General features: G+C 66.8%; 13 protein-coding genes. 8 read left to right on the top strand and 5 right to left on the bottom strand.

Going from position 1 to position 15,321, the window contains the following annotated elements; genetic code table 11:
* Positions 1 to 18 precede the first annotated feature (18 nt).
* The gene (locus tag CV770_RS23925; RefSeq protein ID WP_104464089.1) at positions 19 to 927 is read right to left on the bottom strand and encodes a PaaI family thioesterase; all 909 of its coding nucleotides are present in this window, start codon (positions 925 to 927) and stop codon (positions 19 to 21) included.
* Between the two features lie 117 nt (positions 928 to 1,044).
* Here CV770_RS23925 and CV770_RS42735 point away from each other — a divergent pair, with 117 nt between their 5' ends.
* Positions 1,045 to 1,365, top strand: coding sequence for a hypothetical protein (locus CV770_RS42735; protein WP_165637419.1), 321 nt, complete (start codon positions 1,045 to 1,047; stop codon positions 1,363 to 1,365).
* 177 nt (positions 1,366 to 1,542) lie between these two features.
* Here CV770_RS42735 and CV770_RS23915 read toward each other — a convergent pair whose 3' ends face one another.
* Positions 1,543 to 3,012: an amidase gene (locus CV770_RS23915; RefSeq protein WP_201760009.1), complete on the bottom strand. Its 1,470-nt coding sequence runs from the start codon at positions 3,010 to 3,012 to the stop codon at positions 1,543 to 1,545.
* Between the two features lie 129 nt (positions 3,013 to 3,141).
* Entirely contained in the window at positions 3,142 to 4,251 is a 1,110-nt protein-coding gene (gene atzD / locus CV770_RS23910) for a cyanuric acid amidohydrolase (RefSeq protein ID WP_104464087.1), read from the bottom strand.
* 232 nt (positions 4,252 to 4,483) lie between these two features.
* On the opposite strand from atzD, the gene CV770_RS23905 reads away from it, so the two are divergent.
* The 4 genes from CV770_RS23905 (at position 4,484) to CV770_RS23890 (ending at position 9,288) form a co-directional block, all read left to right on the top strand.
* Positions 4,484 to 6,820, top strand: coding sequence for a Tex family protein (locus CV770_RS23905; protein ID WP_104464086.1), 2,337 nt, complete (start codon positions 4,484 to 4,486; stop codon positions 6,818 to 6,820).
* Positions 6,821 to 6,979: 159 nt separating this feature from the next.
* On the top strand, positions 6,980 to 7,438 hold the full coding sequence (locus CV770_RS23900) for a hypothetical protein (protein ID WP_091958066.1): 459 nt from the start codon (positions 6,980 to 6,982) through the stop codon (positions 7,436 to 7,438).
* 100 nt (positions 7,439 to 7,538) lie between these two features.
* Positions 7,539 to 8,231, top strand: a complete 693-nt coding sequence (locus tag CV770_RS23895) for a response regulator transcription factor (protein ID WP_104464085.1) — start codon at positions 7,539 to 7,541, stop codon at positions 8,229 to 8,231.
* Positions 8,218 to 9,288 (top strand): sensor histidine kinase, encoded by a 1,071-nt coding sequence (locus CV770_RS23890; RefSeq protein WP_104464084.1) that lies wholly within the window; start codon positions 8,218 to 8,220, stop codon positions 9,286 to 9,288. The genes CV770_RS23895 and CV770_RS23890 overlap by 14 nt, the downstream gene beginning before the upstream one ends.
* Here the strand turns inward: CV770_RS23890 and CV770_RS23885 are convergent.
* Positions 9,283 to 9,654, bottom strand: a complete 372-nt coding sequence (locus CV770_RS23885; RefSeq protein WP_104464083.1) for a response regulator transcription factor — start codon at positions 9,652 to 9,654, stop codon at positions 9,283 to 9,285. The two genes, CV770_RS23890 and CV770_RS23885, sit on opposite strands and share 6 nt — an antisense overlap.
* Positions 9,651 to 10,517: a S1C family serine protease gene (locus tag CV770_RS23880; protein ID WP_104464082.1), complete on the bottom strand. Its 867-nt coding sequence runs from the start codon at positions 10,515 to 10,517 to the stop codon at positions 9,651 to 9,653. Before CV770_RS23880 ends, CV770_RS23885 begins: the two co-directional genes overlap by 4 nt.
* A gap of 184 nt (positions 10,518 to 10,701) precedes the next feature.
* On the opposite strand from CV770_RS23880, the gene CV770_RS23875 reads away from it, so the two are divergent.
* The 3 genes from CV770_RS23875 to CV770_RS23865 all read left to right on the top strand — a co-directional run bounded on the left by CV770_RS23875 (position 10,702) and on the right by CV770_RS23865 (position 15,230).
* Complete coding sequence (locus tag CV770_RS23875) at positions 10,702 to 11,667, top strand: VOC family protein (RefSeq protein ID WP_104464081.1); 966 nt, start codon at positions 10,702 to 10,704, stop codon at positions 11,665 to 11,667.
* Positions 11,668 to 11,723: 56 nt separating this feature from the next.
* A complete protein-coding gene (locus CV770_RS23870; protein ID WP_091958049.1) occupies positions 11,724 to 12,599 on the top strand; it encodes a dihydrodipicolinate synthase family protein in 876 nt (291 codons plus the stop codon).
* Between the two features lie 306 nt (positions 12,600 to 12,905).
* On the top strand, positions 12,906 to 15,230 hold the full coding sequence (locus CV770_RS23865) for a xanthine dehydrogenase family protein molybdopterin-binding subunit (RefSeq protein ID WP_104464080.1): 2,325 nt from the start codon (positions 12,906 to 12,908) through the stop codon (positions 15,228 to 15,230).
* Positions 15,231 to 15,321: the final 91 nt, after the last annotated feature.

Genomic DNA, 15,321 nt, shown 5'->3' with positions numbered 1-15,321 from the left:
CGTCAAGTCAAAATGCGCTTATTCCTCGTCACTTCCGGGCGTCGGGCGCAGCATGAAATGGCCGAAGGCGGTGGCGATCGGCTTGGCCGCGTCATCCTGCCAGGCGCGCGCCTCGAAGGCGACGATGCGCCGGCCCTGCTTCACGATCGAGACGTTGGCAAACGTGTCGAGCGCACGGCCGGAGCGCAGATAGTTGACGGTGAGCCCGATCGGCTTGGGCGGCGCGGCGGCGCCGAGCTCGCGCGCGACGCCGATGATCGCGGTGGTCTCGAGGAAGGCGCCGGTCATGCCGCCATGGATCGCAGGCAGGATCGGGTTGCCGATGATTTTTGGCGAGAACGGCATCGTCAGCGTGCCGTCGTCATTGACGCGGATGCCGAGAGCGCGCGCGAACGGGCTGCGCGCGAAGGGGCCATCCGGATCTTCCGGCGCCTCCAGCACCGGGATGCTGCGCGCATCCATCCTGCGGTCGGCGAGCATGTTGGTGCGGTTGGCGCCGATCATGAAGCAGGCGGTCGCAGTCGCTACCGGATCGTCCTCGGACTCCTGATAGGCGGTGGAGCGCACGAAGGCGATCGAGCGCGTGGTGCGGTAGCAGACCGAATGCGCCTTGATGTCGAGGCCGGGCGTCGCCGGCTTCTGATAGTCGATGCGCAGGTCGAGGGTTGCGATCGCGCGCGTGCCGTCGAGTGCAAGCTGCACCGCCATGCCGCAGCTCTCGTCCAGCATCGCGGTGACGACGCCGCCATGCAGCACGCCGGTCTCGGTGTCGCCGACGAAGACGGGACGATAGGGCAGGCTCGACCAGGCCTCGGCGGGCGCAAAGCGGTCGAGCTGGAGCCCGCTGATATGGCCGTAATCGGAGCGGCGGCCCTTGATGGCGTCGGCGAGTTCCTCGAACGGGAGCGTGGTCGGTATGGTGCTCATGGGGGACGTTTTAGACCAGTGTCGGGCGCGGCGCAAAACCCCGAATTGGCCTCGACAGAGCAGGCCGAAGCACCGATGGTGGGCGCTTCGTTCGCCGACTAGCCGCAAGGAGCGCCCATGGCCGACCCCGAAACGCCCGCCAACAATCAGGGGCCCGTCACCATTTCGAGCTCCAGCTCGGAGCGAGCGCCGATCATCTATTTCGACGGCGCGTCCTGCTTCGGCCATCACAACGGCGCGATCCAGATCGAGCTCGCCGCGAACCTCCTGATGCCGGTTGGTGCCGCCGTCAGGGTCGACGTGATCCAGACCGCGCACCTGCGCTGCAGCGTGGCCGCGGCGCTGGCGCTGCGCGAAGCCCTCGACAAGGCGCTGGCGATGTACCGGCAGGGCCAGCAGCAGCCGGTGACGGAGGAGATCCCGACGGTGAAGAATTGAGGCTGGTGGTGCGACTGCGTCGGCCTTCATGGTTCGAGACGCGCCGCAAGGCGGCGCTCCTCACCATGAGGGTCTAAGATATCGCTGCGAAATCAGACCTCATCCTGAGGAGCCCGCCAACGGCGGGGCGTCTCTAAGGATGGCCGCAAGCGCAAGGCCGAAACGAACAGCCAAGCCTCAGCCCACATGCACCTTCGGCTTCTTGCCGCCGTTCCACTTGCCGTCGAGCGCGCGCTCGATCTGGGCGGCGAGTTGCAGCAGCAGCCCGTCATTGGCCTGCTTGGCGATGGCCTGGATGCCCAGCGGCAGGCCGTGGTCTTGGCTGGCCATCGGCATCGAGATCGCGGGCATGCCGCAGAGATTGGCCAGCGGCGTGAAGGCGAAGAAGCCCCAGAGATTGTCGAACCAGTCGCGCACATCAGGATTGTCTGAGATGGTGAGATACTCCCTGGTGCCGACCTTCGGCGTCGGCAGCGCGGTGATCGGCGTCAGGATCACGTCCCACTGCTCGAAGAAGGCGCCGAAGCCGCGCGATGTGGTGTTGAACACGCCCTGCATCTTGGCACGCTCGGCGAAGCTGGTGTGCCGGCCGGCTTCCCAGATCCGGATGTTCATCGGCTCGATCAGATCTTCCGGCGGCTTTTCCAGCCCGCGGGTGGCGAGCATGTTGGAGATCACCACCGCGAAATTCGAAATGTAGCACGTGGTCTGCGCCTCGAATGCAGCGGGAAGGTCGATCTCCGGCAGCGCATAGTCGACGTGATGGCCGAGGCCTTCGAGGAAGCGTCCGGCCTTCTCCAGCTCGGCTGCGATCTCGGGCGTCGCGGTGTAGTTGCCCCACGTATGGGACAACGCGATACGCAGCTTCGAGGGATCGCGCTTGATCATCTCGGAATAAGGCTGCGCCGTGGTCCAGAACGGCATGAACTCGCCGGGCGCAGGCCCGCGGGCATGATCGACGAAGGCGGCGGTGTCGCGCACGCTGCGCGACTGGCAGCCCTGGATCGAGACGAGGCCGGTGAGATCGGACATGTGGGGGGCGAGCGAGAACACGCCGCGCGAGACTTTCAGCCCGATATTGCCGTTGACGCCGGCGGGAATGCGGATCGAGCCGCCGCCGTCGGTCGCATGCGCGATCGGCACCACGCCGGCGGCGACCATCGCGGCGCTGCCCGCCGAGGAGCCGCAGGTGGTGTAGTCGGTATTCCAGGGATTGCGGGTGACGTAGACGGCGGGATTGTCGGCCGAAGAGCACACGCCGAATTCCGGCGTCGTGGTGCGTCCGATCAGGTTAAGGCCGGCCTGGCGGAATTTGCCGGTGAGGAACGTATCGGCCGCGGCGCGATTGCCGCGCATCAACAGCGAGCCCATTTCCTGCAGCCGGCCCTTCATGGTCGGCCCGAGGTCCTTCATCAGGAAGGGCAGGCCGGCGAACGGACCTGCGAGATTGGCGCCGTCCTTGGCGGGATCGGCGATCACGTCCTCGAACAGCTCGACCACGCCCGACAGCGCCGGATTGACCTTGGCGACACCCGCGGCGGCCTGGCGCGCCAATTCCTTCGCCGACAGCTCGCCCTTGCGGACGCGCCCCGCCAGCGCGACGCCATCGTGCTGCGCCCATTCAGTCCAGCTCATCGGCAAAGTCATGAAGTCCAAATCTCCTCAGATACTTGAGGCCACCTTTTTCGCATGGGACGGCGTGAATCAACTGAGTCGGCGCGAGGGGCAGGGTTGCGCCGGGCGGAGGGGTCGCGAGGATTCGGGATGCCGGTCCTATCAATCCGACAGTCGCGCGATCACTGCAACCGGTCCGCCGCCGGCCGGTCCCTGATGCTCGGCGCCACCAGACACGTAGACCGCGCCGGTACCGGCAAGGCCCGCGATCAGGCCACCAACGGCGGCGCGGGCATGGCGTGTCGAGCTGATGTCGGTGTCTTCGAGCATGGTGTGGCGGAAGCCGCGCACGCTGCCATCAGGCGAGGCCTCCGCCTTGGCGAAGATGTTCACGAGCTCGCGGTCCGCGATGCTCTGCGGGGCCAAGCCAAGCCCGACGCTGTTCAACGCCGATACCACCGCCGCGGCGTCGATGGCATCCTCCATCACGGCATGCCCGATCACGAACTCGCTGGCCGACGACGTCGATTTGCCGAGCACGATGACAACATTATGCATCAGCTCGATCCCCGATGAGGTCGAGGCCACCTTGGAGAATAGATCGTAGCGTCGCAGCACATCCTCGTCGCGGACATCGGAGCCGATCTCGCCGAGTGCGGCCGCAACGCCCAGCGCGGAGGCGCCGCGCGAATAGGCCATTGAGCTGTAAGAGCTCGTCGTCACCGTCTTGTTGCCGCGCGCGTTTGCCGCCGCGACACGCTCGCTGGTCAGCAGCGGGCACTTGATCTGCACGAAATGGACGTCGGCGGGATCAGTGATGCCGGCATCCGTCATCGCGACTTGAACGGCCTTGGCCGTCTCGGTGATCTGCGCGGAGCGGCCGAGCTCTTCGGGCAGGAAGTCCCGCGTGTGCGCCATGCCGATGCACAGGCGCTTGTCGGACGGGCCTGCCGGGCGCTCGACCTTGCTGCGCGTGAACACCGTAAGATGCGGGCTGAGCACGCCCTCGGTGCCGCCGGACATCACGAAGGCGATGCGTTGCTCGACTGCCTCCGGCGACAGGCCGAGCTGGGGCGCCAGCGCCGTGCACAGCGCGCTTACAGCGTACTCCCGCGTGAAATCATTGACGCCGCCATTGCCTTCGGTCTTGCCGAGAATGGCGAGGATCGACCTGGGATCGATCGTGCAGGAGCCAATCAGGTTCATGAGGCCGGAGACGTCGCCGGGGCCGATGGTGGCGATCCTGAAGACGCCGACCGATGTCGTACGCATGATTAGTCCTTGGAATTCGGTAGCCCGGCAGAGAAGGAGGTGCGGAACGCGGGGCCGATGTCAAGCCGTCGCGCGCTTACGAATGTGGCGAGATCGCATCATCTCGACAAAAAATCCTCTGTCGACGATGCTAGGCCGTACCTTGATGAATCAGCCCCGGTTGGTCCATAAGCGGCGTCCCGTGGCCGGTGGTTCGCCGCCGCACAGCGGGCTTGGATAAAGGGAATCTCGCGTGGCAAATATCAACCAGAAAATTGCGCAGGAGCTTGGGGTTCGGGCGGAGCAGGTCGAGGCGACGGTGACGCTGCTCGATGGCGGCGCCACGGTTCCCTTCATCGCCCGCTACCGCAAGGAAGCGACCGGTGCGCTCGACGACGCGCAATTGCGCACCCTGGAGGAGCGCCTGGGTTACCTCCGCGAGCTCGAGGACCGCCGCAAGGCCATCCTCGAATCAGTCCGCGAGCAGGGCAAGCTCGATGCCGCGCTCGAGGCCTCCATTCTCGCCGCCGACAGCAAAGCCCGTCTCGAAGACATCTATCTGCCGTTCAAGCCGAAGCGCCGCACCAAGGCGGAGATCGCCAAGGAGGCCGGCCTCGAGCCGCTCGCCAACCAGCTGATGGCGGAGCCGACCAACGATCCGAAGGCCGTGGCCGAAGGCTTCATCAACGCCGAGAAGGGCGTTGCGGATGCCGCCGCCGCGCTGGACGGTGCCCGCGCCGTCCTGGTCGAACGCTTCGACGAGGACGCCGACCTGATCGGCGCGCTTCGCGAGGAAATGTGGACCAATGCGCGCATGGCCTCCAAGGTGCGCGACGGCAAGAAGACCGAGGGCGAGAAGTTCGCCGACTATTTCGAGTTCTCCGAGCCGCTGACCAAGCTGCCCTCGCACCGCATCCTCGCGATGTTCCGCGGCGAGAAGGAGGAGATCCTCGACCTGCAGATCCAGGCCGAGGCCGAGGCGCCGCCGCCGGGCGTGCCCAGCGCCTATGAACTGAAGATCATGAAGCGGTTCGGCATCGCCGACCTCAAGCGCCCCGGCGACCGCTGGCTGATCGACACCGTGCGCTGGGCCTGGCGCACCAAGATCCAGGTGCATCTCAATATCGACCTGCGCATGCGGCTGTGGAACGCAGCCGAGACCGAGGCCGTGCGCGTGTTCGCCTCCAATTTGCGCGATCTCCTGCTGGCCGCGCCGGCCGGCACCCGCGTCACCATGGGGCTCGATCCCGGCTATCGCACCGGCGTCAAGGTCGCCGTCACCGATGCGACCGGCAAGGTGGTCGATACCGCCGTGATCTATCCGCACGAGCCGCAGCGGCAGTGGAACGAGTCGCTCGCGACCCTCGGCAAGCTCGCACTGAAGCATCGTGTCGAGCTGATCGCGATCGGCAACGGCACCGCCTCGCGCGAGACCGACAAGCTCGCAGGCGATCTCGTCAAGGGTCTGGCCGAGCTGAAGATGACCAAGATCGTGGTGTCGGAAGCCGGCGCGTCGGTCTATTCGGCCTCGGCTTTCGCCTCGGAGGAATTGCCGGGTCTCGACGTCACGCTGCGCGGCGCGGTCTCGATCGCGCGGCGGCTGCAGGATCCGCTCGCCGAGCTCGTCAAGATCGAGCCCAAGGCGATCGGCGTCGGCCAGTATCAGCACGATCTCGGCCAGGCCAAGCTCGCAAAATCGCTGGATGCCGTGGTCGAGGACTGCGTGAACGCCGTCGGTGTCGACGTCAACACCGCCTCCGCACCGCTGCTCGCCCGCGTGTCGGGTGTCGGCTCAGGTCTGGCGCAGAGCATCGTGGCGCATCGTGACGCCAACGGTCCGTTCAAGTCGCGCAAGGCGCTCAAGGAGGTGCCGCGGCTCGGGCCGAAGGCGTTCGAGCAGTGCGCCGGCTTCCTGCGCATCCTCGGCGGCGAGGACCCGCTCGACGCCTCCGGCGTGCATCCGGAAGCCTATCCGGTGGTGCGCCGGATCCTCAGCGCCACCAAGAGCGACATCAAGGCGCTGATCGGCAGCAGCGAGATCGTGCGCACCTTGAAGCCGAAGGATTTCGTCGACGAGACCTTCGGTCTGCCGACCGTCACCGACATCTTGAAGGAATTGGAGAAGCCCGGCCGCGATCCGCGTCCGGCGTTCAAGGCCGCCGTGTTCAAGGAAGGCGTCGAGGAGATCAAGCATCTCCAGAAGGGCATGATCCTCGAGGGCACCGTGACCAACGTCGCCGCGTTCGGCGCCTTCGTCGACATCGGCGTGCACCAGGACGGCCTCGTGCACATCTCCGCGATGTCCAAGACCTATATCAAGGACCCGCGTGAGGTGGTGAAGCCCGGCGACATCGTCAAGGTGAAGGTGCTGGACTTCGAGGTCGCCCGCAAGCGCATCTCGCTGACCTTGCGTCTCGACGACGAGGTTGGCGCCAAGAAGGACGCCCCCGGCATGCAGCGCGACAACAGCTCGCGCAACCCGTCACGCATGACGTCGTCCGCACCGCGAAAGCAGGAATCGTCCGGCGGCGGCGCCCTCGCCGAAGCGCTGCGCCGCGCCGCGGAGAAGAATAACGGCAAGGGGGCGTGAAAGAGCTCCTCGCAATGACGGGGAGAGAGTTGGACGCCCTCTCCCTAACACCCGCGTCAGAATCTGGCGCGTTTGTAAGTTGAAGGCGCCGACCCCTTGCTCTCATCTGATCATCCTCGTGCGGCGTTAAGACCGCCGCACTGCAAGGAGGATGCTTCGATGAACAACAGGCTTCTCAAAAGCCTCACCGCGGTGACGGTCGCCGCAGCGATGGCGGCAGCTTCACCAGTGCTCGCCCGTGGCGGCGGCGGACACGGCGGCTTCGGCGGTGGTGGTCATTTCGGCGGTGGCGGTCATTTCGGCGGTGGCGGGCATTTCGGCGGCGGCATGCACGCAGGCGGCTTCGGTGGCATGCGCGCCGGCGGGATGGGCGGTGCGCGCTTCGCCCATGTCGGCGGTCCCGCCTTTGGCGGCGCACGCTTCGCGCATGCGGGGATCGGGCCGCGTTTCGCCGGTGCCGGCTGGCACGGCCACCGCGGCTTCCACCATCATCATTTCCGTCGTTTCGCCGTCTTCGGCGCGCCCTTCATTTACGCCGGCTACAATGACGGCTGCTGGCGCAGGAGCTGGACGCCCTATGGATGGCAATGGGTCAATGTGTGCGGAGACTATTGGTAGTCGCATCGCCGTACCGCACCATTGTCGCGATCGCCACCGGGCGGTTCCGTCCAGCCCCGGAACGGGATAGTCTGGTGGCGATTGTCGCGCGGAGTTTTGCATGACCGGAGGTCACCGTCGCATCCTGGTCGTCGAGGACGATCCGGAAACCGCAGGCCAGCTCGTCGAGGAATTGACGACCTCCGGCTACGACGTCGATCTCGCAGCCAGCGGGCGCGAAGCCATCAGCCACGGCGCCGCGCGCGATTATGCCGTGATCACGATCGACCGCATGCTGCCCGATATCGACGGCATCAGCGTGATGCGCCAATTGCGCGACGACGGCGTCGCCGCGCCGTTCCTGATCATCTCCGCGCTCGGCGAGGTCGATGATCGCGTCCGCGGCCTGCGCGCCGGCGGCGACGACTATCTGGTCAAGCCCTTCTCCTTCACCGAATTGCTGGCGCGGCTCGAGGCGCTCGGCCGCCGCAGCGACACCATCGCCAAGGAGACGCTGCTGCGGGTCGGCGATCTCGCCATCGACCTGATCGCACGCAACGCCAGCCGCCGTGGCCGCAAGATCCCGCTGTTGCCGCGCGAATTCCAGCTGCTCGAATATCTCGTCCGCAACGAGGGTCGCGTCGTCTCCCGTGCGATGCTGCTCCAGCACGTCTGGGACCTGCATTTCGATCCCTCCACCAACATCATCGACGTCTATGTCGGGCGCGTCCGCCGCAAGGTCGACGATGCCCAGGCCTATCCGCTCATCCACACCATCCGCGGCATCGGATATTGCCTCCGTGCTCCTGGTTAAGACGCTCCGCTCCTCGACCTTCCGGCTGGCGCTGATCGCGATCGCGGCGTTCGGGCTGATCGTCGCGGCGATCATGGCCTATGTCTATTTCGGCACGATCGCCTATGTGCGGAGCCGGGTCGGCGACGCCGGCGATCACAGCGGCTTCACCGCGATGATCGAGCTTGCGATGGCGGCGGTTGCCGTGCTGCTCCTGGTGCTCGCCGGGCTCGCCGCCGTGCTGGTGACGCGGCGCACGGTCGGGCGGATCGAGGAGATCAACGCCACCAGCCGCGCCATCATGCTCTCAGGCCTCGACCAGCGCATTCCTTTGCGCGGCAGCCATGACGAATGGGACCGCGTCGCCGAGAACCTCAACCAGATGCTCGACCGCATCGAGACGCTGATGGGCGAGGTCAAGCAGGTCAGCGACAACGTCGCCCACGATCTGCGCACGCCGCTGACGCGGATGCGCGGCCGGCTGGAAAAGGCCTATCACCACGAACGCAACAGCGAGGCGGATGCCGCGCTGATCGGCGACACCATCGCCGATCTCGACGCCGTGCTCGGCATGTTCGCCTCCATCACCCGGATCTCCGAGATCGAGACCCGCGCCCGCACCGGCGCCTTCCGCGCGCTCGACCTCGCCGAGATCGCCGGCGAGGTCGTCGAGCTCTACGACGCCGCCGCCGAGCAGGTCTCAACGCGCCTCAGCCTCGCCGGAGACCGCGAGGTGCCAATCACCGGCGATCGCGACCTGCTGTTCGATGCCATCGCCAATCTCGTCGACAATTCGATCAAGCACGGCTGCAAAGGCGGGCAGGTGACCGTGACGTGCCGCAGCGCCGATGGCGGCTCGGTGATCGCCATCGCCGACGATGGTCCGGGCATTCCCACGGAGGAGCGCGATCACGTCTTCAAGCGCTTCTACCGGCTCGAGCAGAGCCGCTACACGCCGGGCAACGGGCTTGGCCTCAGTCTCGTCGCCGCGGTCGCGCGCCTTCACGGCGCGGGAATAGCGCTGCATGACAATGCGCCGGGCCTGACGGTCGAGCTCAGCTTTCCGGCGGCCTCATAGCTCGATCACGCCGCGGCGCGCCGCATGCGCCACCGCATCGGTGCGGCCGGTGGCATCCAGCTTGTCGAGCAACGAGCCGACATGGAATTTGACGGTGTGCACGGAGATGCCGAGCCGGCGGGCGATCATCTTGTTGGAGGCACCCTCGGCCATCAGCGCCAGCACGTCGAGCTCGCGCTGCGTCAGCGCGATGTCGGCGGGCATCATGCGCGGATCACGGGCGACAACGGTCGCCGTGGCGGCCGCGCCGGGCGCGGCAAGGCGAAGCCCGGCGACGCTGCCGAGCAAGGCCGCCAGGCGATCGGCGAGGGCGGGATCGTCAATCTCCAGGGCAAGCACGATCTCCGGCGTCCGGTCCTCGCTCACGCCTCCGGCCTCTCGCCGACCGTGACCTTGAAGCTGATCGGCTCGCCGCCGCGGCGCGCCGCGACGTCGACCACCGCGCCGACGCTCGAAGGACCCAGCGTTCGCGACAGCGCGCGCACGCCTGACAGCTTCTGGTCGTTGACCGCGACGATCACGTCGCCCTGGCGGATGCCGGCCGCGGCCGAAGGACCGGCCCTGTCGACGTTCATCACCATCGCGCCGATTCCGTCGTCGAGCCGCACCGGCTGGAGCCCGAGGCCGAGATATCCGCGCGCGATGCGGCCGCGCGTCTCGAGTTGCGCCGCGACGCGCTCGATCGTCGCGGTCGGGATCACCAGCACGCGGCGCGGGCCGAGCACGGCCATGCCGAAAGCTTCGCCCGATGCATCGAGCGCGAGGCCGCCCTGCTGGCTGCCGCGCAGGCGGACATCAAGCTCGATCCGCGCATCGATCTCGCCGCCGCGCAAGGAGCGCCAGCCGCTGCCGGACGCCGATACCATCCCCAGCGCGGCACTCGGCGTCTCGCGGTTGGTGGCCACCACGATCGACAACGCGCCGAGGGGCGGGACGGTTGCGGCGAGCTTGACCGGGGCGACCGCGGCCTCAGTGCGCAGCAGCGCGATGTCGGTGGTGTGGTCTCGGCCCACGATCGTGGCGGCCGCCCGGCTGCCGTCGGGCAAGCCGATCTCGACCTCGCCCTCGTCGGCCAGCGCCTCGTCGGCGGTGACGATCAGGCCTGGCCTCCACGCAAAGCCGGTGGCACGGGAGCGATGCGAATGCACCGAGACGATTGAGGGCGCAGCGCGCGCCACCACATCCGCAAGGGCGGATGACAGTGAGGACAGGGGAGTTGGGTCAGTCATGGCTGGCTCCTGTAAGCTGCCCTCAATCTGGGATGTCGCGGGGAATCGCGAAACTGGCCGGGTGGTCAGGACACCGCCTGTTACGGCCGACGAACATGTGATTGGGAGCCGCTCACGGGAACGTGTAGCAATCGGACCGACATTGCGCCGCACGGCCTCAACCAGTTTCAGCGAGCCCTGACTGATGACCATCGACCTCACCCGCCGCACCCTGCTGCAACTCGCCGGCGCGACCTCGCTTGCCATGGCCGCCGCAGCTGCCGCACGGGCCGAGGGCACGCCGCAGGGCGTCGGGCCGACCTATGCCAGCCGCACGCCGATGCGGGTCGGCATGGTGACGCTGCGGGTGAAGAATCTCGACAAGGTCGCCGACTATTACCGCGATGTGATCGGCCTCACGGTGATGGAGCGCTCGGCGACTGGGGCGAAGCTTGGTACGGCCGGCGTCACACTGCTGGTGCTGGAGGCCCACCCCGATGCGGAAATCGAGCCGCGCAATGCCGCCGGCCTCTATCACACCGCCTTCCTGATGCCGACCCGCAAGGATCTGGCGCGCTGGCTGGTTCACGCGGCCTCGCACCGCGTGAAGCTGTCGGGCTTCGCCGATCATCTCGTCAGCGAATCCGTCTATCTCGATGACCCCGAAGGCAACGGCATCGAGGTCTATGCCGACCGCGATCCCTCGCAATGGCAATGGAGCGAGGGCAGCGTGAAGATGGCGTCCGACGAGCTCAACATTCCCGATCTCCTGTCGCTGACCAATACGCGCGTGCCTGATTACGCCAGGGCACCGGACGGAATGCGCATCGGCCACATGCATCTGCGGGTCGGCGATCTCGCGCAGGCCGGAGGCTTCTATCATGGCGCGATTGGCCTCGATCCGACCCGCAGCCGCAACGGCGCGGCGTTCCTGTCGTCGGGCCGCTATCATCATCACCTCGGCATGAACGTCTGGCAGAGCCAGGGCGCCGGTCAGCGCGACGATCAGATGACGGGTCTCGCCTGGTTCTCGCTGGTCATGGCCAAGCCGGAGCTGCTCGCCGCGCAGGAAGAGCGCCTGCGCAAAGGCGGTGCGAAGGTCACGGCGCTTGCCGACGGCGTGGAGGCGATCGATCCCTGGGGCACGCGAGTACGCTTGCTCAAGGTTTGATCGCGGGGGCGGGCATTGCTAATACCCGTCGGGTGCCAGCTTCCGGAGCCCCCGACATGTCCGAATTCCACGGCGTCTTTCCCTATCTCGTCTCGCCCGTCGATGCCGACGGCACAGTGCGGACGAACGTCCTCGCAAAGCTCTGCGACGATCTGATCGGCGCGGGCGTGCACGGGCTGACACCGCTGGGTTCGACCGGTGAGTTCGCCTATCTCAGTGCCGCGCAACGCACGGCGGTCGTGCAGACCACGATCGAGGCGGCGAAGGGCCGGGTGCCCGTGATCGCGGGCGTCGCCTCGACCTCGACGGCGGATGCGGTGGCGCAGGCGAGGGCGTACCAGAAGTGTGGGGCCGACGGCATCCTGGCGATCCTGGAGGCGTATTTCCCGCTCAGTGATGCCCAGGTCGAATCCTACTTCCGCGCCATCGCGGATGCCGTCGACATTCCCGTCGTGATCTACACCAATCCGCAATTCCAGCGCTCCGACCTCACCCTCGACATCATCGCGCGCCTCGCCGAGCACCCGCGCATCGGCTACATCAAGGACGCCTCGACCAACACCGGCCGGCTGCTCTCGATCATGAACCGCTGCGGCGATGCCTTGCGGGTGTTCTCGGCCTCCGCCCACATCCCGGCCGCGGTGATGCTGATCGGCGGGCTTGGCTGGATGGCGGGACCGGCCTGCATCATCCCGCGCCAGAGTGTCGCGCTCTACGACCTCTGCAAGGCCGGCCGCTGGGACGAGGCCATGGCGCTCCAGCGCCGGCTGTGGCGCATCAACGAAGCTTTCGCCCGCTTCAACCTCGCCGCCTGCATCAAGGCGGGGCTTTCGATCCAGGGCTACGACGTCGGCGACCCCGTCCCGCCGCAGGCCGCACTGACCGCCGAGGCGCGCAAGGTGGTGGAGGCGGCGCTCAGGGAGCTTGCGTAGCTTCCGTAGGGTGGGCAAAGCGAAGCGTGCCCACGACTTTTCTCGACGTCAAAGAGATCGTGGGCACGGCGCAAGCCGCTCTCAGTAGCCGTCATTCCGGGGCGATGCGTAGCATCGAACTAGGGTGCGCCCTTGCGCACCCGAGAATCTCGAGATTCCGGGTTCGTCCTTCGGACGCCCCGGAATGACAAAACTCGATTGGCATGCCGAAATCGTGGATATCCCGCCCAAAACCGCGGCTGGCCTCGCATGCCTCGATCCGCTAAAAGGCTGCCGCATTTCAAGCGACCCTGAGGACCCCACGGAATGAACATTCTTCCCGGCAATTTGCGTTTCGGAGCGGGGCAGCCCGTCAAGCGTTTGGAAGACCAGCGGCTGCTGACCGGGAAGGGGCAATTCATCGACGACAAGCCGGGCGACGGCGCCCTGTGGCTCTACGTGCTGCGCTCGCCGCATGCCCACGCCAAGATCGTCTCGATCGACACCAGTGCAGCCGCCGCGATGCCGGGCGTGACCGCGATCTACACCGGCGCCGACCTCGTCAAGGACGATGTCGGCAGCATCCCGACGTTGAGCATCTTCAAGCGCCCGGACGGCAAGCCGATGACGGTGCCGCCGCGCCGGCTGCTCGCCCATGAGGTCGTGCGCTACGCGGGTGAAGCCGTGGCTGCCGTCGTGGCGTCGTCCCGCGTCGAGGCGCAGAGCGCGGCCGAAGCGATCGTGGTCGAGTACGACGTGCAGCCTGCGGTGGTCGATCCGGTCGAGGCCGTCAAGCCCGGCGCGCCCGTGGTGTGGCCGGAGGCGCCCGACAACATCGTCGGCGCGATGGCTTACGGCGATGCCGCCAAAGTGGACGAGGCGTTTGCCAAAGCCGCGCACAGCGTCGAGCTCGATCTCGTCAGCCAGCGCCTCGTGCCGTCGGCGATGGAGCCGCGCTCGACCATTGCCGAGATCGACAAGAAGACCGGCCGTCTGCTGCTGCATGTGCAGTCGCAGACCCCGGCCTCCACCCGCGACGTGCTCGCCGAGGCCGTGCTGAAGCGTCCCAAGGACAGCGTCCGCGTGCTGGTCGGCGATATTGGCGGCGGCTTTGGCCAGAAGACCAACCTCTATCCCGAGGACGGCATCGTCGCTTATGCCGCGACCAAGCTGAGCAAGAAGATCCGCTGGCGCGGCGATCGCACCGACGAATTCGTCGGTGGCACCCACGGCCGCGATCTCACCTCGACTGCCTCCTTCGCGCTGGACGAGAAGGGCAAGGTGCTGGCCTATCGCGTCAAGTCGATCGGCTGCACCGGCGCCTATTCCTCGGGCGCGGCGAACATCATCCCGCTGGTGCTCGGCCCGTTCGTGCAGACCGGCGTCTACGACCTGCCGCTGGTGCATTTCGAGGTGAAGTCGGTGATGACCCACACCGCGCCCGTCGGTGCCTATCGCGGCGCAGGCCGGCCCGAAGCGGTCTTCATCGTCGAGCGCCTGTTCGACGCCGCCGCGCGAAAAATCGGCATCGATCCGCGCGCGATCCGCAAAGCCAATTACATCAAGCCGGGTCAGCTGCCCTACACCAATGCGGCGGGCCAGGTTTATGACTCCGGTGCCTTCGCGCACATGCTCGACCGCGCCGTGAAGTTGGCGGACTGGGACGGCTTTGCCGCGCGCAAGAAGGCGGCGAAGAAGAAGGGCCTGCTCTACGGACGCGGTCTCACCTCCTACATCGAATGGACCGGCGGCCGCGCCCACACCGAGAAGGTCAGCCTGCACGCGACCTCGCAAGGGCGCGTCGTGCTGCATTCCGGCACCATGGCGATGGGGCAGGGGCTGCAGACCACCTACACCCAGATGATCTCCGACACGCTCGGCATTGCCATGGACAAGATCGATGTCGTGCAAGGCGACACTGATCTGGCGATGGGCTTTGGCAGCGTCGGCTCGCGGTCGCTGTTCGTCGGTGGCACGGCCGTGGCGGTCTCCTCGAATGACCTCATCCAGAAGGCGCGCGAGAAGGCGGCGAACGTGCTCGAAACCTCCGTCGAGGACATCGAATATCAGGGCGGCATGCTCACCGTGGTCGGCACCGATCGCCGCATCAGCCTGTTCGACATCGCCGAGAAGGAGAGCGAGGCCAAGCTCAGCGTCGATTCCGAAGGCGAAGTCGACGGTCCGAGCTGGCCGAACGGCACGCATATCTGCGAGGTCGAGATCGATCCCGAGACCGGCGTCTCCAAGGTCGTGCGCTACACCACGGTCGACGACGTCGGCGTTGCCGTGAACCCGATGCTGGTCACCGGCCAGATCCATGGCGGTGTCGCGCAGGGCATCGGCCAGGCGCTCTATGAAGGCGTCTCGTATGACGCCGATGGCCAGCTCCTTACCGCCAGCTACCAGGACTATTGCATCCCGCGCGCCGACGACGTGCCGCCGATCGTGGTGACGCTCGATGGTTCCGCGCCCTGCCGCACCAATCCGCTCGGCGCCAAGGGCTGCGGCGAATCCGGTGCCATCGGCGGCCCGCCCTGCGTCACTAATGGTGTGATGGACGCACTCGCCGAGCTCGGCATCACCCAGCTGAATACGCCGCTGACGCCGCAGAAGATCTGGCAGGCGATCAGGGATGCGAAGGTGGCGGGTTAGGCGCAACGCGTTGTTGTGGTGGCTGTCGCGACAAACTCAACTGTCGTCCCGGGGCGCGCAAAGCGCGAACCCGGGACCCATAGCCACAGGG

The sequence above is a fragment of the Bradyrhizobium sp. AC87j1 genome (assembly GCF_002936975.1).
GTDB lineage: Bacteria > Pseudomonadota > Alphaproteobacteria > Rhizobiales > Xanthobacteraceae > Bradyrhizobium > Bradyrhizobium shewense.
Note: the sequence above shows the minus strand (reverse complement) of the source record. Positions and strands in the feature narration are given on the sequence as shown.

What these genes read in the sequence shown, in the direction of transcription:
- CV770_RS23880 (WP_104464082.1), bottom strand. Translation starts at nt 10,517, where the DNA reads ATGACTGACCCAACTCCCCTGTCCTCACTGTCATCCGCCCTTGCGGAT.
- CV770_RS23875 (WP_104464081.1), top strand. Translation starts at nt 10,702, where the DNA reads ATGACCATCGACCTCACCCGCCGCACCCTGCTGCAACTCGCCGGCGCG.
- CV770_RS23915 (WP_201760009.1), bottom strand. Translation starts at nt 3,012, where the DNA reads ATGACTTTGCCGATGAGCTGGACTGAATGGGCGCAGCACGATGGCGTC.
- CV770_RS23925 (WP_104464089.1), bottom strand. Translation starts at nt 927, where the DNA reads ATGAGCACCATACCGACCACGCTCCCGTTCGAGGAACTCGCCGACGCC.
- CV770_RS23865 (WP_104464080.1), top strand. Translation starts at nt 12,906, where the DNA reads ATGAACATTCTTCCCGGCAATTTGCGTTTCGGAGCGGGGCAGCCCGTC.
- CV770_RS23895 (WP_104464085.1), top strand. Translation starts at nt 7,539, where the DNA reads ATGACCGGAGGTCACCGTCGCATCCTGGTCGTCGAGGACGATCCGGAA.
- atzD (WP_104464087.1), bottom strand. Translation starts at nt 4,251, where the DNA reads ATGCGTACGACATCGGTCGGCGTCTTCAGGATCGCCACCATCGGCCCC.
- CV770_RS23900 (WP_091958066.1), top strand. Translation starts at nt 6,980, where the DNA reads ATGAACAACAGGCTTCTCAAAAGCCTCACCGCGGTGACGGTCGCCGCA.
- CV770_RS23870 (WP_091958049.1), top strand. Translation starts at nt 11,724, where the DNA reads ATGTCCGAATTCCACGGCGTCTTTCCCTATCTCGTCTCGCCCGTCGAT.
- CV770_RS42735 (WP_165637419.1), top strand. Translation starts at nt 1,045, where the DNA reads ATGGCCGACCCCGAAACGCCCGCCAACAATCAGGGGCCCGTCACCATT.